Genomic DNA, 25,184 nt, shown 5'->3' with positions numbered 1-25,184 from the left:
AAGGGCAACAGCTCCTAAGGAGTTCCGATTGGAATCGGTATTATTTTCGACCCTTGCCAGCAGCAAGGATAAACAGATTGGTATCGCAACCCTCAACGCCGAGAAGTCGCTTAATGCCTTGAGTCTTGAGATGGTGATTACACTGGCAGCGCAGCTAACGCGTTGGCAGCACGATGAGCAGATTGCCGCGGTCATGATTGACTCTGTTGGGGATAAAGCATTTTGTGCCGGCGGAGACGTTCGCGCCTTGTATCAAGCGCAGCAACAGCAGCCGGGCCGCTATGTACCGCTGGCACAACAGTTCTTTGAAGCGGAATATCGGCTGGATTACCAGATCCATACCTTTGGTAAGCCTGTGCTTGTGTGGGGCGATGGCATTGTTATGGGCGGAGGTATGGGCGTGTTGATGGGCGCCAGCCATCGCGTGGTGACCGAACGTTCTCGGTTAGCCATGCCGGAAGTCACTATCGGCTTATACCCAGATGTGGGCGGCACCTATTTTCTCAGCCGCATGCAGGGCAAAACGGGTTTGTTTTTAGGGCTGACGGCCTACAACTTAACGGCCGCGGACGCTCGTTACACCGGCATTGCCAATCACTTTCTCGCATCATCGGAAAAGCAGCGTCTATTGCATGCCTTAACGTCGATTACGTGGGGCGACAATCACAGCCTCAACAAGCAGAAACTGCACGATGTGTTGGATGAGTTAGAAGTTAGCTCAACGGAACATGTCGGTAAAAGTCGGTTGAAAGCCAATCAAGCCATTATTGAAAACCTGATGGCGGGGCGATTGCCGGATATCGTGGTGCGGATGCAGCAACTTGATAGCAGCGAAGCTTGGCTGCAGCAGGCGCGCAGCAGCATGTTGGCTGGCAGTCCGCAAAGCTGGTTATTGGCTTATGCACAATGTCAGTTAGGACGTGAGATGAGTTTGGCGGAATGCTTTCGCTTTGAGCTGGGCTTGAGCGTTAACTGCTGCGCTATCGGCGATTTTTGTGAAGGTGTACGGGCATTGTTAGTGGATAAAGATCGCATGCCTAAATGGGCCTATGGTACGGAGCAATTGCCGCCAGATGAGCAACTGCATGCTCTGCTGAAATCTCCCTTTGCTGGTAACCACCCTTTGGCCGATCTATAACCGCGGCCTTCGGGCGCGCAAGCGAATAACGAGGTGATTGCGATGACAACGGTAGCATTTATCGGATTAGGCAATATGGGCGCGCCAATGGCGGCCAATCTGCTCAAACAAGGCTTGACCGTCAGAGTGTTTGATTTAATGCCGTCAATGGTGAGTACATTGGCAGAGCAGGGGGCGTTTAGCTGTCCGAGTGCGTGCGGCGCCGCGGCAGGTGCTCACATAGTGATCAGTATGTTGCCAGCGGGGCGTCATTCAAGGTCTCTCTATCTCGGAGATGACAGTGGCCAAGGCTTATTAGATACAGTTGCGAGCGACACGCTATTGATCGATTGCTCGACGATTGATGTGGATTCCGCCAAGGTGATTGGTGCGGCTGCAGAAGCGCGTGGTTTAGCTTTTGTTGATGCGCCCGTATCGGGCGGGACTGCGGGCGCGGCGGCTGGTACTTTGACCTTTATTTGTGGCGGTGAGCTGGAGGCCGTGACCCGTGCTAAACCTATTCTGCAAGCGATGGGGCGCAATATCTTTCATGCCGGCCCTGTTGGCAGTGGTCAGGTTGCTAAAATCTGCAACAACATGTTGCTTGGTGTATTAATGGCCGGAACGTGTGAAGCCTTGAGCTTAGGCATAGATAACGGTTTGGATCCGGTTGTGCTGTCGGATATTATGAAGGCCAGCAGCGGCGGCAATTGGACCCTGGAAAAATACAATCCGTGCCCTGGTGTGATGCCGGGTGTGCCAGCATCCAAAGGTTACCAAGGCGGCTTTATGGTGGATTTGATGGTGAAAGATCTTGGTCTGGCAACACAGACTGCACTAACCAGCCATTCAGCCACACCTATGGGCGCATTGGCACGTAATCTGTTTGTACACCATGCACGGCAGGGGCATGGTGGTAAAGATTTTTCTAGCTTATTTACCCAGTTCCGCCCTAAGTCGGAATAAAAAGGATATTCAATGGAGATTAAAGGCAAAGTCGTTGCCATTACCGGTGGCGCCGGTGGTTTGGGATTTGCGATGGCGCAGATGTTGGCAAAACGCGGTGCGCGGTTAGCACTGATAGATGTCGACCAAGATAAATTAGAGCACGCCTGTGCCTTACTTGGCGAAGTCGATGTGCAAGGTTATGCCGTCGATATCACCGATGAAGAAGATGTGGTGGCGACCTTTCGTTTCATTCTGGAAGATTTTGGTCAGCTTAACGTCTTAGTGAACAATGCCGGTATTTTGTTCGATGGCATGCTGGTGAAAGCCAAAGAAGGCAAAGTGACCGAGCGCATGTCGTTTGAGCAGTTCCAAGCGGTGATTAACGTCAATCTGACCGGTTCATTCCTGTGCGGCCGCGAAGCCGCAGCAGCCATGATTGAGTCGGCTCAGCCGGGAGTGATCATCAATATTTCCAGCATCGCCCGTGCCGGTAATATCGGTCAGAGTAATTACGCTGCCTCAAAAGCGGGTGTTGCCGCAATGGCGGTTGGGTGGGCGAAAGAGTTGGCTCGCTATCAGATCCGCTCGCTAGCAATCGCGCCCGGTGTGATTGCTACGGATATGACGGCGGCGATGAAGCCAGAAGCGCTGCAGCGATTAGAAAAAGCTGTGCCAGTTGGTCGCCTTGGTGAAGCAGAAGAGATAGCCAATACTGTCTGTTTCGCAATCGAGAATAGTTACCTCAATGGGCGAGTGATTGAGATAGACGGTGGTTTGTCACTCTGACCTATTTTTGGCACTTTTGTCGGTTAAAACGCCCGTGATGATGTCGCGGGCGTTTTTTATTGCCATCGTAACCCCGTAAAGGTGACAAAAGTTGACAAGCATCAACACACATTGAACAATTCTTGCGACTGAAGTTCCAAGTGGTAGGTGGTTGTTGGGTGGCGCATTGGCTCGTAAACGGATGTAAAAAGTGTTTGTTGTGGTTTGGCTATGCGGGGGTGGTGGTCATCTATGCTGGGTTCTTCTATCTGTTATTCAGTGGCCAATCAACTGCGCCGATTCATTGGTTTTTTTTAGTGTCACCTTGGTTATGTATCTATTTCGGTTTGCCAAGCGAGCAACAGCAAAGCGTAGTGCGTTGGTTTTTTAAAAAATTCAAATAACGACATAGCATTAATAGCTTGGCCTAACAGGCGGAGCATTGAGGGAAAAAGAATGATCACCATAGGCGCGGTGGTACGATTCGTAGGGCTTACGACAGTGGTGTTGTTATCCGGATGTTCGAAAGTGCCGGAACAAACCAAAGCAGACGAGGCAAAAACGACAGTGAAAGTGGCTCAATATGGCAGTTGGCAATCACCGTTAACGGCGAGTGCGGTCTATGGCGCCCATACCTCAATTGGTGAGCTGCAAAGCAGCGGCGAGATGCTGTATTTCATTCAGTCCGAACCAGCCGCGCAAGGTCAGTCAGGTATTAAACGTCTTGACCGTAACGATACAGTTGCAGATGTTGTGGATGCTGAATTTGGTGTGGGCAGTCGCGTCCATGAATACGGCGGCGCCCCGTTTTTAGCGATTGGCAGCAGTGTCTTTGCCACTAAACGTGCAGATCAGCGTTTCTATCGCATCGCGCCGAACCAACCACAAGTGGCGCTCACCCCCGTTGGCACACGTCAGGCTGATTGTGTGTTTTTTAGTAAAGGGTCTCGCATTATTTGCGTGCGTGAAGATCATCGCGCTGAAGGAGAGGCTAAAGCCAGTTTAGTGGCGATTAATCTCAATCAGCCAGGAGAAGGTGATGTCTACGCTGATGGCCATGATTTCTTTAGTTCTCCCGCCATTAATCAAGCCAATACTCAGTTAGCCTGGATTACCTGGGATCACCCCAATATGCCGTGGGATAACACTCAACTATGGCTAGGGGATCTCGATAAAAAAGGGGCAATTGCCAACATCCGCCAGCCACAAATGCCAGGTAGCGGCGCCATTATGCAGCCGCAGTTCAGTCCCGATGGAACCCTCTATTTCATTGCTGACTTTGACAACTGGTGGAACCTTTATCGCATCAAAGCTGATGGTAAGGTCGAACAAGTGACGCACCTGCACGGCGAGATTGGTGGCCCGGCTTGGGTGTTGGGCTTGCATGCTTACGCATTTGAAAATGACCATAGCATTATCTTTAATTTGCACCATGAAGGGCGTTTGGATCTGATGCGCATCGATCCAGACTCGGGTGTTAGTGAGGCGTTGGCGACCGATTTTGCCTCAGTCAATCAACTGATCAGCCATCAGGGACGGGTGTACTTTGTGGGCGCCAAAGAGACCCCTGAACGTGGAATTTATCGAGTTGCGGGCCGGGGCACTGAGCTGGTGTATACGCCCGAGATAGCCCCTGTCGACCCTGCTTATATCGCCAAGCCGCAGAGTATTAGCTTTACCACTGCAGGACGTAAAACGGCTTATGGTTTGTATTATCCACCCACCAATCCTCAGTTTCGGGCCAAAGCGGACAGTCTTCCGCCGCTGTTGATGATGTTGCACGGTGGTCCAACTGCGGAGGCGAGTTCTGCCTACAGCGGTGCAATCCAATTTTGGACCAGTCGTGGTTTTGCGGTATTCAATCTTAATTATCGCGGCAGCACCGGATATGGTCGTGAATTTCGTCGTAGTCTCTATGGCGAATGGGGGATCGCGGATGTTGAAGATGCTGTGCACGCTGCGGAATATCTCGTTGCGCAGAAGTTAGCAGATCCGCAGCAGCTCGCCATTCGCGGAGGTAGTGCAGGGGGGTTTAGCGTGTTAGCTTCGTTGGCGTTTCACGACACCTTTAAGGCGGGCACCAGTTATTACGGTATTAGTGATATCGAAGTGTTGGCGAAGGAAACGCATAAGTTCGAATCGCGCTATCTTGACCAGCTCATTGGCCCTTATCCTGAGCAGCAACAGACTTATCATGATCGTTCGCCGCTGTATCATTTGGATGGCTTGAACGAACCGTTATTGTTGTTCCAAGGCTTAGACGACAAGGTGGTACCGCCGAATCAATCGGAAATGATCTATAACGCCTTAGTGGAAAAGGGCGTACCAACGGCGTTTATTCCCTTTGAAGGGGAAGGTCATGGCTTTAGAAAACCACAGAACAATGAACTGGCACTGGAAACCGAACTGGCGTTTTATGGCAAGGTGTTTGGTTTTACGCCCGCTGGTGATTTACCGCCTGTACCACTAAAAAATGCGGCGGTACTGCCTCACTAGTTATCGTGGCAGCATTTACCAGAAAGCCCGTCAATGATGGGACAGTCGGGTGAATCGCCACCTTGGCATTGTGCCACTAAACCGCTCAACTCCTGATGCAGTGCCTGCAGGCGCTGCATTTTTTGTTCAAGCGCTTGCAGGTGTTCGCTGGCGAGCTTTTTAACATCGCTGGCACAGCGCTTAGGGTCGTGTTTCAGCAGCAATAAACTGCGGCATTCTTCAATACTAAAGCCCAATTCACGGCAGTGTTGTACAAACAGCAGTGACGACACTTGTTGCGCATTGTACTCACGATAGCCATTGGCGCCGCGGTTGCCTTTCACGAGGCCAATATCGTGGTAATAGCGAATACTTTTGACCGACATTGCGGTTTGCTCGGCGACATCACCAATTTTCATCATTTGACTCCTCAAGCGTAAGCTTTATGCGAACTGACGCATAAGTTGAGACTCGCAGCACAAGGTCGTGCTTGACTCTCCTGTTACTGGAGACTTTAACCTGTAATCCATCAAAGTTTCAAATATTGCCTAACGAGCCTGATGACTCCGGAGGTTAACCATGACGACCTATCAATTTCATATTGCGAATATGCATTGCGGCGGCTGTGCGCGCAAAATCAGCGCACTTTTTGCTGATGAACTGGATGTGAATGTCAGCACTGACGTTGACGCTAAATCACTTACACTTGAGCTCGGCGAGCAAGCCACGCTGACACAGGCACAAGCCAGAGAACGGTTACTGCAGGCAGATTATCAAGCCGAAGCGCAAATGCCTTCTGAAACTACATTGGCGCCGCAATGGCAACATTTTGTTGTTGCCGACATGAACTGTGGCCATTGTGAAAAGTCGATTCGAGCGGCGCTAGTTGATGCCGATGAAGTGAACGTCGATCTTGATACTAAACAGCTTGATGTCCTCAGCACGCAATCCACCGATAGCTTGCAACAGCTTATTCGAGAGGCGGGTTTCACACCGTCACCGTTAGTAGCGCCAACAACCGAAGCAAAATGGTATGAGTTTTTGGTGCCTGACATGAGCTGTGGTCATTGCGAAAAATCGATTCGTAATGCACTACAACAAGCGGACGAGGTGCAGGTGGATTTGGATAGCAAACGGGTAACCGTGCTTTCCGATCAGAATGCCGAGCAACTGCAGACATTGATACGCGAGGCGGGATATACGCCAGAGCGCATCGAGAAAAATTCCGCTCCAACGTCAGATGGTGCAGGCAACATCACTGCCAGTACCGCATCGGCCGCAGAAGTCGCTAGCGAGGAAGCGGCCAGCGCAGACACCCCATCTTCAACTGCAGCAAAAGCTGTGGCGAACGAAGAAAAGTTACTGCTGTTTGTACCGGATATGAGCTGCGCAAGTTGTGTCACCAAAATTGAAAAGGCATTTGACAGCGCGGGTGTAGCTGCGAGAGTCAATTTAGCGGATAAGCAAGTGTCGGTTGCCAATAGTATTGCGGCCGAACAAGCGCAGCAAATTCTGCAGTCTGCCGGTTATCGTGGCGAAGTGATTGAAAACGCTTCGGATGCTATGGCCGATAAGGCCGCACATGATGCCAAGGAATACCGCACCCGTGTAATACAAGCGATTGTGACACTTGGCGTGGGATTGCCGATGATGTTGTGGGGCTGGTTTGGCGGTGAGATGAGCGTTGAAAGCGATGCTTCACGACTTGGCTGGGGCATTGCCGCGATTATCTGCTTAGGGCTGTTAATCTACTGCGGCGGTCATTTCTTCTCTGGTGCTTGGCGGGTGCTTAAAGCCAAAAGTGCCAATATGGACACCTTGATTGCCGTGGGCACGGGGACTGCTTGGCTGTACTCTACCGTGGTGGTAATGGCGCCGCAGTGGTTTCCAGACGGGACTCGGCATGTTTATTTTGAAGCCAGCTTGATGATTCTGGGGTTGATTAACTTAGGTCATGCGTTGGAGTTACGCGCCCGCGGAAAAACCAGTGAAGCGGTGCAAAAACTGATTGGTTTACAAGCCAATACTGCCTGGTTGGTGGGGGATGATGGCGATCAGCAAGTCGCGATTGACAGCGTACAAGTCGGCGATGTGTTGCGCTTACGTCCTGGCGATAAAGTGGCGCTCGATGGCGAAGTTGTGAGCGGGCAATCTTTGCTCAATGAAGCCATGCTCACTGGTGAACCATTACCCGTGAGTAAAACCGCTGGCGAAATGGTCAGCGCCGGCACGATTAATGGCGATGGCAGTTTAACCTATCGCGTGACGTCGGAGCCGAAAGACACACGCTTAGCTAAAATCATTGCCCTTGTACAGGAAGCGCAAACCTCGAAAATGCCAATCGGGCGTCTTACCGACAAAATTGCTGGGGTGTTTGTCCCTGTGGTGATGTTACTCGCCTTGCTGGCGGCCGTGGTGTGGTATTTCATCGGGCCCGAACCTGCGTTATCTCACGCGTTGGTGGTCTTAACCAGTGTGCTGATTATCGCCTGTCCTTGTGCGTTAGGGTTGGCAACGCCGATGTCGATTATGGTGGCGGTAGGTCGCGCAGCGCAGATGGGCGTATTGATTAAAAACGGTGAAGCGCTGCAAACCGCCTCTAAAGTGAACTGTGTGGTGCTGGATAAAACTGGCACTGTTACTGAAGGCAAACCACGCGTGATGGCAGTGAACTGCTTTAGTGATGTGGCTGAGGCGCAGGTAATACAGGCAGTGGCTAGTCTTGAGCAGCAATCGTCGCATCCATTAGCGGAAGCTATGCTGCAAGCGGCGAAACGCCAGCAACAGCCGTTGCTTGAGGTGGCTCAGTTTGAATATCGTCAAGGACAGGGAATTGTTGGCGAGATTGATGCGGCGCAGTGGTTAATTGGGAATGAAAAATTACTGCAAGCGTTCGACATCGAGCTGGATGACGCAGCCAATGACGCGCTGAAGCAAGCAGCTGAGCTTGGACAGACGCCGGTGCTAGTGGCCAAAGACGGTCAACTGGCGGCGTTAGTCGCAATCAGTGACCCGCTACGGGAAGATGCTAAAGCGGCTTTGCAACTACTGAAGCAGCAAGGGAAACGGCTCGTATTGCTGTCAGGTGATAACGAACACACCGCTAACGCAGTGGCTAAGCAACTGGATATCGACCAGGTGATTGCTGGCGTGCTCCCAGATGAAAAACAGGCTTGGGTGCAGAAATTCCAGCAGCAGGGGGAGGTTGTCGCCATGGTGGGGGATGGCATTAACGATGCGCCAGCGCTAGCGGCGGCTGATGTTGGTGTCGCGCTGGGAACAGGTACAGAAGTGGCCATTGAAAGTGCTGATATGACGCTACTGACGCCAAGGTTAGAAAATCTTGCCGCAGGCTTTGCGTTATCAAAAGCGACGCTCAGTAATATTAAGCAAAACTTGTTTGGCGCCTTTATTTATAACAGTGTCGGGATTCCGGTCGCCGCTGGCGTGTTATACCCATTATTTGGTGTGTTGCTGAGTCCTGTGATTGCGGGGGCTGCCATGGCGCTGTCATCCTTAACGGTCGTGACCAACGCTAATCGTCTAAGGTTTAAAAAGCTGGACTAAATGCCATAGCGCCAAGGTTGCAAAACCCAGCCAACGCTGGGTTTTGCTGTTTCATAAGCGCGTGATAAATGAACTCTGCTAAGCGCAGCAAATGGCCCGGCATAGTTGATAATTCATATAGGGCTGTTATAGTGGCGCGTTTTGTGCGGGGTTGGCTTTAAACTTCGCATTACGCACACTTTGCAGCAAGAAACTGGGAATCCCTAACGTGATCACAACCGCTAACATCACCATGCAGTTTGGCGCTAAGCCGCTGTTTGAAAATATCTCCGTCAAATTTGGTGACGGTAACCGCTACGGCCTGATTGGGGCGAACGGCAGCGGTAAATCCACCTTTATGAAGATTTTGTCCGGTGAGTTGGAGCCCTCTGCTGGTAACGTGTCGCTGGATCAAAACGAACGTCTAGGTAAATTGAATCAGGATCAATTCGCGTATGAAGAATACAGCGTGATTGATACAGTGATCATGGGCCACAAAGAGCTGTGGAAAGTGAAACAAGAGCGTGACCGCATCTATTCTCTGCCTGAAATGACCGAAGAAGACGGCATCAAAGTGGCTGAGCTGGAGATGGAATTTGCTGAGATGGACGGTTACACCGCTGAATCTCGTGCCGGTGAACTGCTGCTGGGTGTTGGTATCGAGCTGGAACAACACTTTGGCCCAATGAGCGAAGTGGCCCCTGGTTGGAAGCTGCGTGTGCTGTTGGCGCAGGCGCTGTTCTCTGATCCAGATATCCTGCTGCTCGACGAACCAACCAACAACTTGGACATCGACACTATTCGCTGGTTGCAAGAAACCTTGAACCAACGTAACAGTACCATGATCATCATCTCGCACGACCGTTACTTCTTGAACTCAGTTTGTACCCACATGGCAGACTTGGACTACGGTGAGCTGCGCGTGTATCCAGGTAACTACGACGAATACATGACCGCTGCGTCACAAGCGCGTGAGCGTTTGGTAGCTGAAAACGCCAAGAAGAAAGCGCAAATTGCTGAACTGCAAACCTTCGTAGCGCGCTTCTCGGCTAACGCCTCTAAAGCGAAACAAGCCACATCTCGTGCACGTCAGATTGATAAGATCAAACTGGACGAAATCAAAGCGTCTAGCCGTGTTAACCCTTACATTCGCTTCGAACAAGATAAAAAACTGTTCCGTAATGCCTTGAACGTGGAAGCACTGACTAATGGTTACGATGAGCCGCTGTTTAAAGACTTCAACTTGATTGCTGAAGTGGGTGAACGCATCGCCATTTTGGGTGAGAACGGTGCTGGTAAAACCACGCTGGTACGCACCCTGATCCACGAACTGCCACAAAAATCAGGCACCATTCACTGGTCTGAAAACAGCTCAATTGGTTACTACGCGCAGGACCATGCTGATGACTTTGAAAACGACCTGAACCTGTTTGACTGGATGAGCCAGTGGCGTCGTGAAGGTGATGATGACCAAGCCGTTCGCGCGGTACTCGGCCGTATGCTGTTTGGCGCTGATGACATCAAGAAGTCTGTTAAAGTGTTGTCGGGTGGTGAGCAAGGTCGCATGATCTTCGGTAAGCTGATGCTGCAAAAACCGAACATTTTGGTGATGGACGAACCAACCAACCACTTGGATATGGAATCGATTGAATCACTCAACAACGCGCTGGAAATGTACGAAGGTACTTTGTTCTTCGTATCGCACGATCGTGCGTTTGTATCGTCACTGGCGAACCGTATTCTGGAAATTGCGCATGGTAACGTCCGTGACTTCAAAGGCTCTTATGATGAGTTCCTCGCCAGCAAAGGTATTGAAGGTTAATTCTTAACCTTGATAGAAAAGTCCCCGCCATTGAGCGGGGATTTTTTTGCTTCCTAGTGAGACAATCAGCGGATTCTGGTATACAAAGTCGCCTTTTTAACTTGGCCTTATTCAGTACAGCTAACAATTTAGCTACAAAACTGAACATTGATTGCATCAAGGCCGCAGAGTGTTTATGCTTCTAGCCGCTTTTCAAGAGCAGCAATGGATGCTGAATTAAACTCCAAAGCAAAACCTAAAAATATGAACAATCTGTAATATAGGTAACGCTTTTTATGTTATTTGCACGCACCTACCCATTGCGTCTTATGATTATTTTGCCGTTCTCATTTCTGTTTTTTATAGCAGCGGCTGTTTTTTGTTTTGTGTCCTACCAAAATAGCGAAACGCTCGCGCGCTCCATGGGCCATAGTGTTGCTCAAGAGCTGGGCAAACGCGTAGAGCAATACGTCGAAAGCCTCACCGAAGTTATGCCGGCCATTAGTGATATCAACTCCGCCGCTCTGTTAGATGGCAATTTATCGACAGCTAACTTGCAACAGAATGCCCCTTGGTTGCTGAGTCAACTCCGTCAGCACCAGCAGCTGAGTTTTGTCAGTGTCGCCATGATGGATGGCCGTTTTATTGCGGCATCAAGGCCTCCCAATGAACCTGAAAATATTCAGATCGCCAGCAATATAGAGAGTGATGACCGGCATCTTATCGGTTATGCGCCGAGCTTGGATGACCATTTTGGCCTAGCTGAAAATCATATACCTGGTCGTTACGATCCGCGAAAGCGGCCATTTATGCAGTGCGCGATTGCTCAACCGCTGCAGGCGTGTTGGGGGGAAATCTATCACTACCTTGATAGTGATAACTATGGCATCAGCCTTTCCAAAGCTGTGGTTCAGCCCGATGGGCAGCTGTTGGCTGTGGTAGCGGTGGATATTGCGCTGAATCGCCTTAATCAATTTATGGCCAAACTGGATATTGGCTATAACGGGTTAGCTTTTTTAACCGAACAACACAACGGTAAGTTGATTGCATCGTCTAACACGGCGCTGCTGCCAGTCAATGCCACTAATGGTGAGCCTTACCGTATTGCCAACCATCCATCGCCTTTGTTGCGGCAACTTCCGTCAATTGCGGCGACCGCGTACATTCCCAATAGCATCGAAGTTGATGGTACTAGCTATCTTTTGGAGGTGAAGCAGATAGATTTAGGTCTGCAACTCAGTTGGCAATTGGTGGTACTGCTGCCGGTTGACAACATTGCCGCACCGATTATGGCACAGGTACGTGCAACGATTTTCATCACGGCATTGTTACTGTTGTTGCTGATGTTTATCGGCGCAGCATTGGCGCGTAAAATTGCCGGTCCAATTGAAAATATTGCGGCTATGGCCAGTCACAACACGCTCAAGCAGTTAGCGGACTATCACACTGATAAGCCGACCTATATTGAAGTGGAATATCTGCGCGATAGTCTGGCGATGCTGGCGAAGGCACAGTTAAATTCGATCCAAATGCTGGAGCAGAAAGTGCATCATCGTACGCTCGCATTGCAACAAGCAAATGAGCGACTGACGAAGCTATCTGAGCAAGATCCGCTGACTGGCATCGCCAATCGGCGGGTCTTTGGTGAACGTTTAAAAGCGCTATGGCAGCAGGCCTTAGTGCAGCAGCAACCACTGAGCGTGATTTTATGCGATATCGATTACTTCAAAGCTTACAACGATAACTTTGGCCATCAGGCCGGAGATGTGGCGTTGAGAACGGTTGCGCAGCACCTGCAATCTTATGTGCAAGACAGCAGCGCATTAGTGGCGCGCTACGGTGGGGAAGAGTTTGCGTTACTGTTACCCAATACTGATGTAGTGCAGGCGGGGGCGTTGGCTGAAAAGCTGCGGCAAACTCTTGTGGAAAAAGCATTGCGACGTGATGATTTAGCGTTAGGCGTGGTCAGCATCAGTCTGGGGTACGCCAGTATCTGTCCATGCGAACAAGATGACATGAAATTGCTGGTAAAGCATGCCGACGAGCAGCTTTATTTAGCTAAAGCCAACGGTCGCAACCAAATACAACCGCCGCTTAGCAACGCCACGCATAATAACGTTTAGTGAAGGCATGGGCAGCGAAAAATTATTTATAACGCCTTGCATAATACGAATCACAATACAGATGCAGCGGTTATTTTCCTCTTGAGTGGAAATAACGACGCTCGTTTTCATTGCGCGTATATCTTACAGATATCTCTATTTTCGTTGGAAGCGCTCTGATGCGTCGTATTCCACGGCAACAACGTGAGTTCAGGCTCACTCTTGTATGCGAAAATTGACCAAATTTTTGCAATGCTACAAAGTGACTTCATCCTTTTTATAAAACAATAGTGGGCTCTTTAAGTGACTGAGTTTTTAGCTAGATGCGTCGCAGCGGTCTTATTCATGGTGTCAGTATCCGCACTTGCAAACGATTCACCCAAAGGCAAAGCATGGACGACAGTGTCAAAGCTACAAGGTGAGTGGCGAGGTGAAAGTACAGGGTTTGGTCAGACATCCCAAGTCCAGCATAAATGGGAGTTTGTGCTGGATAACAACTTCCTTCGCCTTACGACGATTTCAGTAACAAGCAATGCTATTGGGCAGTCTGAAAAGCATGAAGATGTTGGCTATATCAGTTGGAGCGACTCAGAGCGTGTTCTCAGATTCCATCAGTTTCTTAGTGAGGGCTTTGTGAATACATTCATAGTCAAAGCGGCTGAACCACCAGAGAAAGGAATTGATTTTATTCCAGAACACACCGAAGGAATGCCAACATTAAGCGTGGCAATGAGCTTGAGATTTACCCCTGATTCGTCATATGAGATGACCTTGGCGATGGGGAAAAAGGGGAGCGATTTGAAAACGTGTCAAACCATGAAAATGACGAAGTTTCCAGAATAGTCATCTCATTGAATCAAAACTAAATCGTGACACCAGCTAGCGCTGTGAGGCTAACGATCGAAGAACATCTATCTACGCACTACGCAAGCCGTTTAGATGCCGCTGTTAGCTAATCGCTCTGACATGGCTGCTAGCCCATCAATACCTTCAATGTCGGTCGGCTGCAGCGGCAATTTGAACAGCGGTAACTGACTGAAGCGCTGATCGATATCTGCCAGATGTTTCTGCTCTTGAATGCGGCGCTGCGCTAAAAACTCACCATCGGCGCTTTCCGGTAGAATACGATTTACCACAAGTCCAGCCAATGGCAGATGCTCCTGTTGTAGTGAGGCGACCGCACGACTCGTTTCTAAAATCGGTAATTTTTCCGGCGTCAGCACAAATAACAGCGCTGTTTTTTGCTTATCTAACAGGATTTCACGGGTACGCTGCAATAAGCGTTGTCTGGTCAGTAACGTCTCCGCAATGGCTTTGTTACGTGGGTCCATGCCCGCTGTAGCGTGCTCGGTTGGATCGTCAAAGGGATTGGTCACATCACGGCCGCTTTTGGGCGTCAGATGTTCCATCACCGCACCGAGTTTTTCGGAGCGTTCGTTGGCTTTCAACAGCCCTTGAGTCCATGCTGCCATTGCTTCCGGCAAGCTTAACAGGCGCAAGGTATGGCCCGTCGGCGCGGTATCGAAAATCACTAAATCATACTGCTGTTGTGCTAGTGCTATGGTTTTGGCAATGCGTTCCAGCAATGCCGCTTCTTGCGCACCAGGCGACTGGCGGGTTAAACGCATCTGACGTTCAATCTCGCTAAACATTTCCGGCCGAGTGAAGCGTTTTAGCTGGCTGGTGACTTGCGCTAGATGTTGTTCGACTTCATCGTCCGGGTCGATTTCCAGTGCATCTAAATTGGGTGCCATACGGGTTATGTGATTACCAATATGGCGGCCAAAGGCATCGCTCAGACTGTGAGCCGGATCGGTCGACACTAACAGGACTTTTTTATTGCGGTTAGCGGCGAGTAGCGCTAAGGAGCTTGAAACCGTGGTTTTGCCGACGCCACCTTTGCCGCCTACCCAAATTACCTGCTTATTGGTCAACGAATCCATTGCTTAGCTTTACCTTCAATTAACAGCACTTAAATTGATCAAGCGGAGAATGGGGCATCCCCATACGTTTATGCCAATCATGGAACTTTTCCAGCATGATGGGCTGCAATTCCAGCGTGTAATAACTCGCAGGATTGGGTACGCCCATCATTTCTGAAAAAATGAGTAACATGAAAAGATCGTCCTGCTCACGACGTGCGCGAGCCACTGCCGAACGAAATGGCGCATTATAGGCTTCTTCCGCAAACTGGCTGGCATCGCGGATCAGACGACGGATCTTTTCAAGTTTCATATAACGTTACTCTTTTGCTTCTGCGGCTTTACGCTCTTTAATCGTGCTGGTGAGCGTTGCGACACATTCTAACGTAATCACAATCGCAGCAATCAGCACCACTAAGTCGAGGGTAAACAGGAACCAGTCTTCCTTAACATAGAAGCCTTTTAACTGGATCACCAAGCCGGCAATGGTCATCACCAACAGGAACACCAATGGCGCTAAGGTATAGATCATTGGGCGGCCCAGTTTCACCAGCATAACGGTAATAACCAACAGGGTTAAACCGCCGAGTAGCTGGTTAGTGGTACCGAACAGTGGCCAAATTAACAAACCACCAGAACCGTCGCCGCCAGCACCAAAGGCCAATAACAAGCAGCTACCTACTGCTAGCAGGGTAGCAACTGAGCCTTTATTCATCCATGGCATGTTATAAATGCTGCCCCATTCTTGGAAGATATAGCGCTGCAGACGCAGACCTGTATCCATTGTGGTCCCGGCGAACAGCACCACCATTACCGTCAGTAGCGTTTGTGCCATGGTTTCATCTAGGCCAAGCCCAGATTCAAGAATATTGGCACCGCCACGGATAAAGGCGCCAACACCACCTTGACCAAAGGCATGGTAGACACTCTGCCAATCAGCAAGTGTGGCAAAACCCGCAGTGGTTGCGATGATGGCAGCCAATGCCAGTGAGCCTTCGCCGATGGCACCAAAGTAACCGACAAAGCGTAGGTCAGGTTCTTTATCCAACTGCTTAGAGGTGGTACCTGACGCGACCAAACCGTGGAAGCCAGAAATTGCACCGCAAGCGATGGTTACGAACAGTAGCGGCACTATGGACGGTGTTCCGGCGGGCACATCGGTGTTGAATGCTGGCGCTACGACTTCAGGACCAGAAATAATCACGGCACCGTAGAGCAGGCCTAGACCGATAAACAGCTGGATACCATTGATGTAGTCACGCGGTTGCAGCAACATCCACACTGGCAACAGTGAAGCGATAGCGGCATAGACGAACAGCAAAATAATCCAAGCTTCATTATCGCTTAGTGCACCAATGGTTTCCGGCAATGAAATCGGCATCATTGGGCCGATATAGATCATGCCGTATAAAGCGACTACACCAACGATGGAAACCACCAACAGATTGATGAGACGGCGATAGATCAACTGACCCACAATCAAGGCCACCACAATCGCGCCCCAGACTGGAATCGTCGCACTTGGAAAGTTAATTAGCTGCTTGGCAATTACGACTGCGAATACCGCGTTAACCATCAACAACACGAGGAAAATCACAATCATAAAGATTGAACGCGCGCGGCTGCCGATGATATCACCGGTGACTGCACCTATCGATTTTGCCTTGTTGCGGTTACTCGCCCAAATCGCCCCAGCATCATGCACCCCGGCAAAGAAAATGGTGCCGAGTGTCACCCATAAAAATGCGGGTACCCAACCCCAGATCACCGCAATGGCAGGCCCAATAATCGGTGCTGCCCCAGCTACTGAAGTAAAGTGATGTCCCCATAGGACATATTTATTGGTAGGAACATAGTCAACGCCATCACTCATTTCATGAGCGGGTGTGACAAAGTTTGGATCAACTTTAAATATCTTTTGGCAGATAAATTTGGAGTATACAAAGTAGCCTAATGCCATTGCCCCCAAACCCATCAACATGAGAAAAATCGCGTTCATCGGTATTTACCTCTGAGTGTTGTTTTTTGGTTATCAAAGATGATGTTAACGAATACTCCTTAGTGGCTAGAATCCGACCAAGGTCGAACACTCACTATTTCGCTAAGATATTGATCTCAATAATAGAGTATAGGTGAATTAGCAAATGCTAAATGTTAATGAAAAAGTTGCAGATTTGCTGCTGAGTAGACTTGTAACCAGTGAGGGAAATTGGTGGTTTATTACATCAAATGAGGTGGTGTTGCCGCGATTATGAAAAGTAATCGCGGCAAAATCGGATTTTAATGGCTAACTTCGACTTCGTAGCTAGTAAATTTACGAATATTAATCACGCCTGTATCAAACATCAGATACTGGCCTTTTATGCCGAGCAGGGTTCCGGAGACCTCCGCCGCCTTATCAAAATTATGTGATTTAATTTTTGTCGGAAATTGGGTGACAGGGTATTGAATGTCCGTAATGTTGGCGTTGAGTGGCTCGATAGCAAATTTGGCATTGTCGTCTAACTCATCAATGCGATGCTGAATTTTCGGCATTAACTCTGCGGCCAAGCTCGCTAAGTCCAGCGGTTGATTGTCGCCTTTGAGCATGGCTTGCCAATTGGTTTTATCGGCGATGAGTTGAGCTAAGGTAACTTCAATTAACCCTGATAGATAACGCGAATTAACTTTAAACAACGGCATACCCTGAGTAGCGCCCTGATCCAGCCAGCGCGTCGGTAATTGCGTGTGGCGGGTAATGCCCACTTTCTGCCCAGAGGTATTCGCTAGGTAAACATAATGTGGCACAAAGCAGTGGCTTAGGCCCCATTCTGGTTCACGGCAGGTGCCTTGTTCAAAATGGCAGGTTTCAGGCTTCATCACACACATGTCACAGCTGGCAAGTTTCTTCATGCAGACAAAGCAATGGCCTTGGGAGTAACTTTTCTTGGTGCGTTTACCACAATTGCAGCAATAGATGTTGCCGGTATGGATTAGCGTCAGTTGACTACCGATTAAGGGGTTAAGTGCGAGTGACTGCTCTGCGACGCGCAGATGGTATTGCGCAATACCGTCGTCACTCAGGCTTACTGCCATTTTATCCAGCGTTCCAATCATGTTTAGGCTCAATGGTGATGGTTGAAACTGCGCAGTCTATCAGGCTTCAAACAGCATTGTGATAGAAAAAAACGATTAGCTTTGCCGCTTTGGTTAGCGACTACGCAATTTGTCGATGACCACATCATCGCCAATGGCATAGAGTGCTTCAGTGAGTTGTTCCTCTTGAATCGCATCGGTGAGCTTGAGGCTTATGGTCGCACGAAAGAGGGCAATGCCAGTATGACTTGCGCTTTCAAACTTACTGCTAAACTGTTCGATGTTGATACCTAAGCTACTCGCTTTGTTGGATATCTCGCGCACTAAACCAGGGCGATCATAGGCGACTAAGCTCAGCGTGAGTCGCTTGCCGGGTTTACTGACGATACCGGCTGCTGCACTGGTCAGATTCATGCCTTCAATCGTTTCTAGTGCTTCAACTAAGTCATCCCAATGCTGCTCTTCGACTTCTAACAACACGATAGCGGCAAAGATGCCGTCAATATGACGTAATTCCGAGTCGAGCCAGTTGCCGCCATGGTGATTGACGGCGTTCGCGATTTGCTCAACCAAGCCTTTTCGGTCAGGAACTTGTAATGTAATGAGATATCGGCCCATGTTTTGCGAACTCCTGTATGCTCAAAGCGTTAGACGCTGTAACATTACTGTCATTTTTGCGTCATATAATTTAGCCTGCCCACATTAACCAACATGGGTGCAAGTTTTGCTGGCGTCCATTGTTACCACAGGCTGGCGATGAATCACAGTGGCAACGTTCACGAGTTTTATAATTGAGGTTTTCAATGGAACGTCAGGTTTCTGAGCCTGCCCCCTTAAAGCATGACATTTTACAAGCCAAGCGGGCTAACCGTCGGGCAATTAAGGATAAACTCACACAACTAGGAGTGTCTCTTGGCGGCATCATGGTGTTTGTTGCCTTGCTGCTGATCTTCTTTTATCTACTTTATGTCATAAAACCGATTTTTGCCTCAGCGTCAGTTACGCCAGCAGCAAATATTACACTGCCTAAAAGCGAGAGTGAGGTGTTGATGGTCGGCAGCGACGAACTTCACCACATTATGTACCGCGTAACGGAAGATGCTGCGGTCGATTTTGTTAATGTGGCGAAACAACAGGTGTCACATCAACAATTGCCTGTGCCCGATGGTGTGAGTATTGTCAGCAGCGCGCGTTCTATGCCAAGCCAGCAGCTATTCGCCTTCGGCTTGAGTAACGGCCAAGTATTACTGGGTAATGTCGATTTCAGTGTCAGTTACCCTAATAATCAGCGCGTGGTGTCGCCTAATATTCGCTATCCGCTTGGGGCTCCTTTATTGACGGTTGCAAATGAGCAGCAGCCGCTCAATCAGCTCGCTTTTGCCTATAACAAACAGCGCCTGAGTTTTATTTATCTTGATGCTACTCAGCATTGGCAGCTGTTGCGCATGGATGGTGAAGAGAACCTGCTGACCGAAGAAGTCGAATGGCAATCATCAAAGGCGCAACTGCCCGACACGCCTACCCATGTGACCAGCCAGTTGGTGACGCCTGATCAACAGCAAGCGCTGTTGCTGTCAACCAATAAAGCCTTTGTTTACGATGTCAAAGACGCCAGTAACGTTAGCTTGCTACAGGTGCTGAATCTTGAACGCGCCCATGCCAAGGTCACCGATTTTGAGCTGCTCGCTGGCGCGAGTTCGGTGCTGGTAAGTTATAGCGATGGCGTGGTAGCTCAATATTTTCAAGTAAACAGCGATAGTGGACGTCGTTACCAGTTCATTCGCCAATTTACCCACTTAGGCAAGATTGACGATCTCGCCAGCGAATACTACCGCCGCAGTTTTGCCACGGTGGCAGATGATGGCACGCTTAAGCTGCTATACACCACCAGTGAACGTGAACTATTAGCCGAAAAATTGCCGTTGCAACACGTACGAGCGTTAGCGTTCAGCCCTCGGGCTGATGCGCTGATAGCGGAAACGGCGGATAGCCTGCGTCTTTATGCAGTGAGCAATGCACATCCGGAAGTGTCCTGGAGTGCGCTGTGGCAAAAGGTCTGGTATGAAGGTTACCCAGAGCCACAATATGTGTGGCAGTCGACGTCTGGTTCAGATGATTTTGAAGCCAAGCTAAGTCTGACACCACTGGCATTCGGTACGCTAAAAGCAGCCCTGTATGCCATGTTATTTGCGACCCCCATTGCACTGGCTGGCGCCATTTACACCGCCTATTTTATGTCGGCGCGGATCCGTTCCGTGGTTAAACCGACGATTGAAATTATGGAAGCCTTGCCAACGGTAATCCTCGGTTTTCTTGCGGGATTATGGCTGGCACCGCTGGTGGAGTCTCATCTTCCTGGGCTTCTGTTATTGCTGATTTTAGAGCCAATAGCGGTGCTATCGGTCGCGTTTGCTTGGTCGAAAGCGCCTGCCGTTGTAAAGCAATGGCTGCCAGATACTTACCAAGAGTTATTGTTGATCCCCGTGGTGTGTGTGGTGGCTTGGCTAAGCTTTAGCTTAAGCCCGCTTGTTGAGCTGTGGCTGTTCCATGGTGATAGCCGCCTGTTTATTACCAATACGCTTGGACTGAGCTTTGATCAGCGGAATGCGTTGGTGGTGGGTATTGCGATGGGCTTTGCCGTCATTCCAACCATTTTCTCGATTGCTGAGGACGCCATCTTTTCCGTCCCACGACATTTGTCTAACGGCAGTTTGGCGTTGGGTGCAACCCCTTGGCAAACGTTAACGCGCGTGGTGTTGTTGACCGCGAGCCCAGGGATTTTCTCTGCGGTGATGATGGGATTGGGGCGCGCAGTCGGTGAAACCATGATTGTACTGATGGCGACGGGGAATACTGCCATTATGGATTGGAGTATTTTCCAAGGGATGCGCACCTTGGCGGCGAATATTGCGGTGGAAATGCCCGAGTCTGCCATTGGCAGTTCTCATTATCGCGTGCTGTTTTTGGCGGCCTTTGTGTTGTTCCTGTTTACCTTTGTATTCAACACCATTGCCGAGCTTGTCCGTCAGCGCTTGCGCGAACGTTATAGCTCCTTGTAATACAAGAGGTAATTAAAAGGCCACCTATGTTTAACCAATTTATCGATACTAGGAAGCAAGCTTAATGGGTAGATGGTTCAAGTCTGGTTCCCCTTGGATCTGGATGACAGGATCAGCCGTCAGCGTCAGCTTAATCGCGGTGCTGGGATTGCTATTGCTGATCGCTTGGCGCGGCTTAAGCTATTTTTGGCCGGCCACTATCTACCAATGGCAGATGCAGGATGATGCGGGCAAGGCCTACACCTTGATTGGGGAGATTCATGATCAGGAGCAGGTGCCTGTCGAACGTCTCACAGCGGCGGGGTATCACTTCGACGATGATAGCGGTGAATTTATTACGCGCTATTTGGTCAAAACAGGTAACCGCGAATTTGTCAGCCTCGATTTTCGTTGGATTCTGGCCAGCAATATTATCAGTCGCAGTGCGCCCGAAAATGTGGCGGTATTTGAACGCAGTAAGAACGGTAATTTTTACGGTGTGCCACAGCGAGTGCTTGAAAATGGCAAGGAGATTGCCAGCGATGATGTTGCCACTGTCCTTGAACAACATATTGCACGTGCAGTGGCATTAAATGAGCAGGCGGTTGATTTACAGAAACACGATATCGGCGCGATTAACTACCAAATGGAACGTTTACGCCTTAAATCGCGTAAATATGAACTCAACAACGAGTTGACCGACGCGCGTAAAGCCGAGCTTGCCGCTGAACAGCAAACTTTACAACAGCAATATCAACAGCTCGAGCAGCAATTGTTTGCACTGCGGGCAGATGCGGCGCGTGACGCCGTGGTGGTAAAGGACATGCGCGGGCAGGACGTCACCCTGAGCTTGGATACTGTACTTGATGCTACCTATGTTAATCGTCTTTCTACCATGCAGAAGTTAGCGACATGGTTTAGCCGCGTTGGCCATTTTGTTAGTGATGAACCAAGAGAAGCAAACACCGAAGGTGGCGTATTTCCGGCGATTTTCGGCACTGTGTTTATGGTGCTGTTGATGGCAGTTATTGTCACCCCTTTTGGCGTGATAGCGGCTGTATACCTGCATGAATACGCTCATAAAGGTTGGTTGACCCGTATTATTCGAATTGCAGTCATTAACCTCGCTGGCGTACCGTCGATTGTTTATGGCGTATTTGGTTTAGGGTTCTTTGTTTATATGCTCGGTGGTTCAATCGACCGATTGTTTTATCCCGAAGCATTGCCATCGCCAACCTTTGGTTCGCCCGGCATGTTGTGGTCTGCGTTAACCTTGGCGATTTTGACACTGCCGGTCGTAATTGTGTCGACAGAAGAGGGATTAAGTCGCATTCCGGCATCGGTAAGGCAGGGCAGCTTAGCGCTTGGTGCCACAAAGGCCGAAACGTTGTATCGCATCATCTTACCGATGGCGAGTCCGGCGATTATGACCGGGTTGATTTTGGCCGTAGCGCGGGCTGCGGGCGAAGTCGCCCCCTTGATGTTGGTCGGGGTGGTGAAACTGGCACCTAATTTACCGGTGGATATGAACTTCCCATTTGTGCATTTAGAAAGAAAATTCATGCACTTAGGTTTTCATATCTATGATGTCGGCTTTCAAAGCCCCAATGTCGAAGCGGCGCGGCCATTAGTGTACGCCACCTCGTTTCTGTTGGTGACAGTGATTGTGACGCTAAACCTAACGGCGATTAGCGTTCGTAACCATTTACGCGAGAAATATCGCTCGCTGGAAAACTGATTGGCGTGAGCCAACTGGATAGGATTAAAACCGCTTATGATCTCAATTGATTCCGCATTGACCCATACTGGCAAAGTGGATCTACGCAACCTTACGCCACAGCAAACGGCGTTGGAGATCAACGGCCTGAACTTGCACTATGGTGATAAGCAGGCGTTGTTTGATGTGTCGATGAAAATTCCGCGCAAGCAGGTCACCGCCTTTATCGGTCCCAGCGGTTGTGGTAAATCGACATTGCTGCGCTGCATCAACCGCATGAATGATCTGGTCGACGATTGCAAAATCAGCGGCGAGGTATTGCTTAACGGCCACAATATCTACGACAAAAAGGTGGATGTCGCAAAGTTGCGTCGTAATGTTGGTATGGTGTTTCAGCGTCCAAATCCATTTCCAAAATCAATTTACGAAAACGTGGTGTATGGCTTGCGTTTGCAAGGCATTAATAACCGTCGAGAATTGGATGAAGCATGTGAGCGGTCACTCCGCGGTGCCGCCATTTGGGACGAGGTGAAGGATCGTTTGCACGATAATGCCTTTGGCTTATCTGGTGGTCAGCAGCAGCGTTTGGTGATCGCCCGTGCGATTGCTATTGAACCGGAAGTGTTGCTGCTCGATGAACCAACATCGGCGTTGGACCCAATTTCAACCCTGACCATTGAAGAGTTGATCACTGAGCTAAAATCACGTTTTACCGTGGTGATTGTGACCCACAATATGCAACAGGCGGCGCGGGTGTCAGATCAAACGGCGTTTATGTATCTCGGTGAACTAATTGAATACGCCGATACCAACACCATTTTCACCACCCCTAAAAAATCTAAAACAGAGGATTACATCACTGGTCGCTACGGCTAAGTGTTGATGACAGAGGCAGAGGAACAACAACATGGATAATAAACAACTCACCCGTCATATCTCTGGTCAGTTTAATGCTGAACTGGAAGACATTCGCAATAAAGTGCTGGCGATGGGCGGTCTGGTTGAACAGCAATTAGAGCAGGCATTAGATGCTTTAGGCTCGCTGGACGTAGAGCTGGCACAAAAGGTAATTGAAGGCGATCATCGGGTCAACGGCATGGAAGTCGATATTGACGAAGAGTGCACCCGCATTATTGCCAAACGCCAACCAGCCGCAAGCGACTTACGCTTAGTGATCGCGATTTCTAAAACCATTGCGGATTTAGAGCGCATTGGTGATGCTTGCGTGCGGATTGCCAAAGCGGCAATGGAAAAACGCAGCAATCATCAGCAGCCTTTATTGGTGAGCATTGAAAGTATGGGGCGTCATGCCACACGCTTGCTGCATGCAACGCTTGATGCGTTGGCGCGTATGGATGTTGATTCAGCGATTGAACTGCATAAAGAAGATGCCAAGCTTGATAGTGAATATGAAGGCATTATTCGCCAATTGATGACCTACATGATGGAAGATCCTCGCTCAATCCCAGGGATTTTAGATGTTCTGTGGGCGGCACGAGCTGTAGAGCGTGTCGGTGACCGCTGTAAAAATATCTGCGAATACGTCATTTATTACGTCAAAGGGCGTGATGTCCGCCATGTCTCTTATGAAGAGATGGAAAAGGACTAATCCTGCTGTTCAGCAATTGCTAATTGCAACGCCGCCGTTATGGCGGCGTTATCATTTGTGCGGAATAACGTGCTGACATAAAAGCGTTATAGTCAATTTGAGCGGCAATGCTAAGATAGCGTTCCAGCATCTTGCTCATTCTATTTTGAGGTTTTCATGAAGCGTACCCTGATCCGCGGTTTACTCAATGTACTGCCTATGGCACTTAGTCTGTGGTTGTTCTGGAGTCTGTTTGCATCGCTGGATGAGCTGGGTAAGCTGATGTTGTCTACCGTAGGGCAGCAGTCGTTATTTACCGGGGCCGGTTTCCTGTTGGTCGTGATGCTAGTGTTTATTGCCGGTTTACTGTTCTCGGTTAGCCCCATTGTCTGGCTGTGGAATTGGGTTGAACGACAACTGATGCGTTTTCCACTGTTTAAATCTGTCTATGGCAGTATTCGCGATATTGCATCACTGATGAATCGCGACCCTTCAAAACCCAAAAATCAGCAAACAGTGTTGGTGAAGCAAGCGAATGGTGGCTATGTCGTCGGCTTTATTATGACCGAGACGGCACCACAGCCCTTGCTGGATGCATTACCCGAGGGGGAATGGGTACCGGTGTTGTTTCAGCTCTCTTATCAAATGGCGGGGGTTACCAGTCTGGTCAAACGTGAAGATTTGATTATGGTGGACTGGTCGTTCGAAGAAGCTATGCGCTTTAATCTGACGGCGGGAATATCGAAACCGGCGGATGAAAACGGCGAGCAACATTGATATCGAACCCATTTCCACATGCTTGCGAACAGTGCCAACGAGCGTTTGCTGTGCTGACAGATTGCTGTAAAAGTACGCAACTAACATGAGCCAACGCTAGTCAATTGGCGCTTTTGTAGTATCAACCGCCCCAATTAGCGCAAAAATGTGTATAATCCGCTACGTATTATTTAAAAAAATGCGTGCAATTACGCCTGTGAGCCGACCTGTTGACCTTGGCTCCTGACCGCCAACATCAATCCACGGTTGGCTTTCTTTCCCATTTCTGGAGCGATAGCTCTGCCGCGGGAAAGAGGATGTCGTCGCGGTTGCA

General features: G+C 49.5%; 20 protein-coding genes and 1 pseudogene. 15 read left to right on the top strand and 6 right to left on the bottom strand.

All coding sequences use genetic code 11. The features are described 5' to 3' along the window. The first annotated feature begins 28 nt into the window (after positions 1-28). From HR45_RS06145 to HR45_RS06125, 5 genes are all read left to right on the top strand, one after another. The gene (locus tag HR45_RS06145; RefSeq protein ID WP_037440829.1) at positions 29-1,138 is read left to right on the top strand and encodes an enoyl-CoA hydratase/isomerase family protein; all 1,110 of its coding nucleotides are present in this window, start codon (positions 29-31) and stop codon (positions 1,136-1,138) included. Positions 1,139-1,180: 42 nt separating this feature from the next. After that, complete coding sequence (gene mmsB / locus HR45_RS06140) at positions 1,181-2,083, top strand: 3-hydroxyisobutyrate dehydrogenase (protein WP_037440828.1); 903 nt, start codon at positions 1,181-1,183, stop codon at positions 2,081-2,083. Between the two features lie 12 nt (positions 2,084-2,095). Then, positions 2,096-2,851 carry an SDR family oxidoreductase gene (locus tag HR45_RS06135; protein WP_037440827.1) on the top strand — a complete coding sequence of 252 codons (756 nt, stop codon included), beginning with the start codon at positions 2,096-2,098 and terminating at the stop codon, positions 2,849-2,851. 122 nt (positions 2,852-2,973) lie between these two features. Then, a complete protein-coding gene (locus HR45_RS06130; protein ID WP_241461075.1) occupies positions 2,974-3,234 on the top strand; it encodes a hypothetical protein in 261 nt (86 codons plus the stop codon). Positions 3,235-3,286: 52 nt separating this feature from the next. After that, positions 3,287-5,326, top strand: a complete 2,040-nt coding sequence (locus HR45_RS06125) for a S9 family peptidase (protein ID WP_156104023.1) — start codon at positions 3,287-3,289, stop codon at positions 5,324-5,326. On the opposite strand, the gene cueR is transcribed toward HR45_RS06125, so the two are convergent. Then, on the bottom strand, positions 5,323-5,727 hold the full coding sequence (gene cueR / locus HR45_RS06120) for a Cu(I)-responsive transcriptional regulator (protein WP_347360073.1): 405 nt from the start codon (positions 5,725-5,727) through the stop codon (positions 5,323-5,325). The two genes, HR45_RS06125 and cueR, sit on opposite strands and share 4 nt — an antisense overlap. Positions 5,728-5,884: 157 nt before the next feature. Here cueR and HR45_RS19770 point away from each other — a divergent pair. From HR45_RS19770 to HR45_RS06100, 5 genes and pseudogenes are all read left to right on the top strand, one after another. Then, positions 5,885-6,496: pseudogene (locus HR45_RS19770) on the top strand (heavy-metal-associated domain-containing protein); the annotation flags it as partial. 150 nt (positions 6,497-6,646) lie between these two features. Further along, on the top strand, positions 6,647-8,872 hold the full coding sequence (locus HR45_RS06115) for a heavy metal translocating P-type ATPase (protein WP_277619572.1): 2,226 nt from the start codon (positions 6,647-6,649) through the stop codon (positions 8,870-8,872). A gap of 208 nt (positions 8,873-9,080) precedes the next feature. Next, positions 9,081-10,673 carry an ABC-F family ATPase gene (locus HR45_RS06110; protein ID WP_081933402.1) on the top strand — a complete coding sequence of 531 codons (1,593 nt, stop codon included), beginning with the start codon at positions 9,081-9,083 and terminating at the stop codon, positions 10,671-10,673. Positions 10,674-10,948: 275 nt separating this feature from the next. Continuing rightward, positions 10,949-12,775 carry a diguanylate cyclase gene (locus HR45_RS18995; protein WP_052074549.1) on the top strand — a complete coding sequence of 609 codons (1,827 nt, stop codon included), beginning with the start codon at positions 10,949-10,951 and terminating at the stop codon, positions 12,773-12,775. 324 nt (positions 12,776-13,099) lie between these two features. Continuing rightward, a complete protein-coding gene (locus tag HR45_RS06100; RefSeq protein ID WP_037440821.1) occupies positions 13,100-13,597 on the top strand; it encodes a hypothetical protein in 498 nt (165 codons plus the stop codon). 92 nt (positions 13,598-13,689) lie between these two features. Here the strand turns inward: HR45_RS06100 and HR45_RS06095 are convergent, their stop codons facing one another. The 5 genes from HR45_RS06095 to HR45_RS06075 form a co-directional block, all read right to left on the bottom strand. Beyond that, positions 13,690-14,697, bottom strand: coding sequence for an ArsA family ATPase (locus HR45_RS06095; RefSeq protein WP_037440819.1), 1,008 nt, complete (start codon positions 14,695-14,697; stop codon positions 13,690-13,692). A gap of 19 nt (positions 14,698-14,716) precedes the next feature. After that, on the bottom strand, positions 14,717-14,989 hold the full coding sequence (locus HR45_RS06090; RefSeq protein ID WP_037440817.1) for a cory-CC-star protein: 273 nt from the start codon (positions 14,987-14,989) through the stop codon (positions 14,717-14,719). A gap of 6 nt (positions 14,990-14,995) precedes the next feature. After that, positions 14,996-16,675, bottom strand: a complete 1,680-nt coding sequence (locus HR45_RS06085) for a carbon starvation CstA family protein (RefSeq protein WP_037440805.1) — start codon at positions 16,673-16,675, stop codon at positions 14,996-14,998. Between the two features lie 281 nt (positions 16,676-16,956). Then, positions 16,957-17,772, bottom strand: coding sequence for a DUF2797 domain-containing protein (locus HR45_RS06080; RefSeq protein ID WP_037440802.1), 816 nt, complete (start codon positions 17,770-17,772; stop codon positions 16,957-16,959). A gap of 93 nt (positions 17,773-17,865) precedes the next feature. Further along, positions 17,866-18,369, bottom strand: coding sequence for a glycine cleavage system transcriptional repressor (locus tag HR45_RS06075; RefSeq protein ID WP_037440797.1), 504 nt, complete (start codon positions 18,367-18,369; stop codon positions 17,866-17,868). Positions 18,370-18,554: 185 nt separating this feature from the next. On the opposite strand from HR45_RS06075, the gene HR45_RS06070 reads away from it, so the two are divergent. The 5 genes from HR45_RS06070 to HR45_RS06050 all read left to right on the top strand — a co-directional run bounded on the left by HR45_RS06070 (position 18,555) and on the right by HR45_RS06050 (position 24,871). Next, positions 18,555-20,810 (top strand): ABC transporter permease subunit, encoded by a 2,256-nt coding sequence (locus HR45_RS06070; protein WP_037440788.1) that lies wholly within the window; start codon positions 18,555-18,557, stop codon positions 20,808-20,810. 64 nt (positions 20,811-20,874) lie between these two features. Next, the gene (gene pstA, locus HR45_RS06065) at positions 20,875-22,527 is read left to right on the top strand and encodes a phosphate ABC transporter permease PstA (protein WP_037440785.1); all 1,653 of its coding nucleotides are present in this window, start codon (positions 20,875-20,877) and stop codon (positions 22,525-22,527) included. A 36-nt stretch (positions 22,528-22,563) separates the two neighbouring features. Beyond that, the gene (gene pstB / locus HR45_RS06060; RefSeq protein WP_037440784.1) at positions 22,564-23,382 is read left to right on the top strand and encodes a phosphate ABC transporter ATP-binding protein PstB; all 819 of its coding nucleotides are present in this window, start codon (positions 22,564-22,566) and stop codon (positions 23,380-23,382) included. Between the two features lie 31 nt (positions 23,383-23,413). Further along, positions 23,414-24,115 carry a phosphate signaling complex protein PhoU gene (phoU, locus tag HR45_RS06055; RefSeq protein WP_037440782.1) on the top strand — a complete coding sequence of 234 codons (702 nt, stop codon included), beginning with the start codon at positions 23,414-23,416 and terminating at the stop codon, positions 24,113-24,115. A gap of 156 nt (positions 24,116-24,271) precedes the next feature. Next, complete coding sequence (locus HR45_RS06050; RefSeq protein ID WP_037440780.1) at positions 24,272-24,871, top strand: DUF502 domain-containing protein; 600 nt, start codon at positions 24,272-24,274, stop codon at positions 24,869-24,871. Positions 24,872-25,184 lie beyond the last annotated feature (313 nt).

The organism is Shewanella mangrovi (genome assembly GCF_000753795.1).
GTDB classification, from domain to species: domain Bacteria; phylum Pseudomonadota; class Gammaproteobacteria; order Enterobacterales; family Shewanellaceae; genus Shewanella; species Shewanella mangrovi.
Note: the sequence above shows the minus strand (reverse complement) of the source record. Positions and strands in the feature narration are given on the sequence as shown.

Excerpts from the sequence above, each read along its gene's own strand:
- HR45_RS06090 (WP_037440817.1), bottom strand. The coding sequence starts at position 14,989 with ATGAAACTTGAAAAGATCCGTCGTCTGATCCGCGATGCCAGCCAGTTT.
- HR45_RS06080 (WP_037440802.1), bottom strand. The coding sequence starts at position 17,772 with ATGATTGGAACGCTGGATAAAATGGCAGTAAGCCTGAGTGACGACGGT.
- HR45_RS06050 (WP_037440780.1), top strand. The coding sequence starts at position 24,272 with ATGAAGCGTACCCTGATCCGCGGTTTACTCAATGTACTGCCTATGGCA.
- HR45_RS06095 (WP_037440819.1), bottom strand. The coding sequence starts at position 14,697 with ATGGATTCGTTGACCAATAAGCAGGTAATTTGGGTAGGCGGCAAAGGT.
- HR45_RS06075 (WP_037440797.1), bottom strand. The coding sequence starts at position 18,369 with ATGGGCCGATATCTCATTACATTACAAGTTCCTGACCGAAAAGGCTTG.
- mmsB (WP_037440828.1), top strand. The coding sequence starts at position 1,181 with ATGACAACGGTAGCATTTATCGGATTAGGCAATATGGGCGCGCCAATG.
- cueR (WP_347360073.1), bottom strand. The coding sequence starts at position 5,727 with ATGATGAAAATTGGTGATGTCGCCGAGCAAACCGCAATGTCGGTCAAA.
- phoU (WP_037440782.1), top strand. The coding sequence starts at position 23,414 with ATGGATAATAAACAACTCACCCGTCATATCTCTGGTCAGTTTAATGCT.
- pstA (WP_037440785.1), top strand. The coding sequence starts at position 20,875 with ATGGGTAGATGGTTCAAGTCTGGTTCCCCTTGGATCTGGATGACAGGA.
- HR45_RS06085 (WP_037440805.1), bottom strand. The coding sequence starts at position 16,675 with ATGAACGCGATTTTTCTCATGTTGATGGGTTTGGGGGCAATGGCATTA.
- HR45_RS18995 (WP_052074549.1), top strand. The coding sequence starts at position 10,949 with ATGTTATTTGCACGCACCTACCCATTGCGTCTTATGATTATTTTGCCG.
- HR45_RS06125 (WP_156104023.1), top strand. The coding sequence starts at position 3,287 with ATGATCACCATAGGCGCGGTGGTACGATTCGTAGGGCTTACGACAGTG.
- HR45_RS06070 (WP_037440788.1), top strand. The coding sequence starts at position 18,555 with ATGGAACGTCAGGTTTCTGAGCCTGCCCCCTTAAAGCATGACATTTTA.
- pstB (WP_037440784.1), top strand. The coding sequence starts at position 22,564 with ATGATCTCAATTGATTCCGCATTGACCCATACTGGCAAAGTGGATCTA.
- HR45_RS06135 (WP_037440827.1), top strand. The coding sequence starts at position 2,096 with ATGGAGATTAAAGGCAAAGTCGTTGCCATTACCGGTGGCGCCGGTGGT.
- HR45_RS06100 (WP_037440821.1), top strand. The coding sequence starts at position 13,100 with ATGGTGTCAGTATCCGCACTTGCAAACGATTCACCCAAAGGCAAAGCA.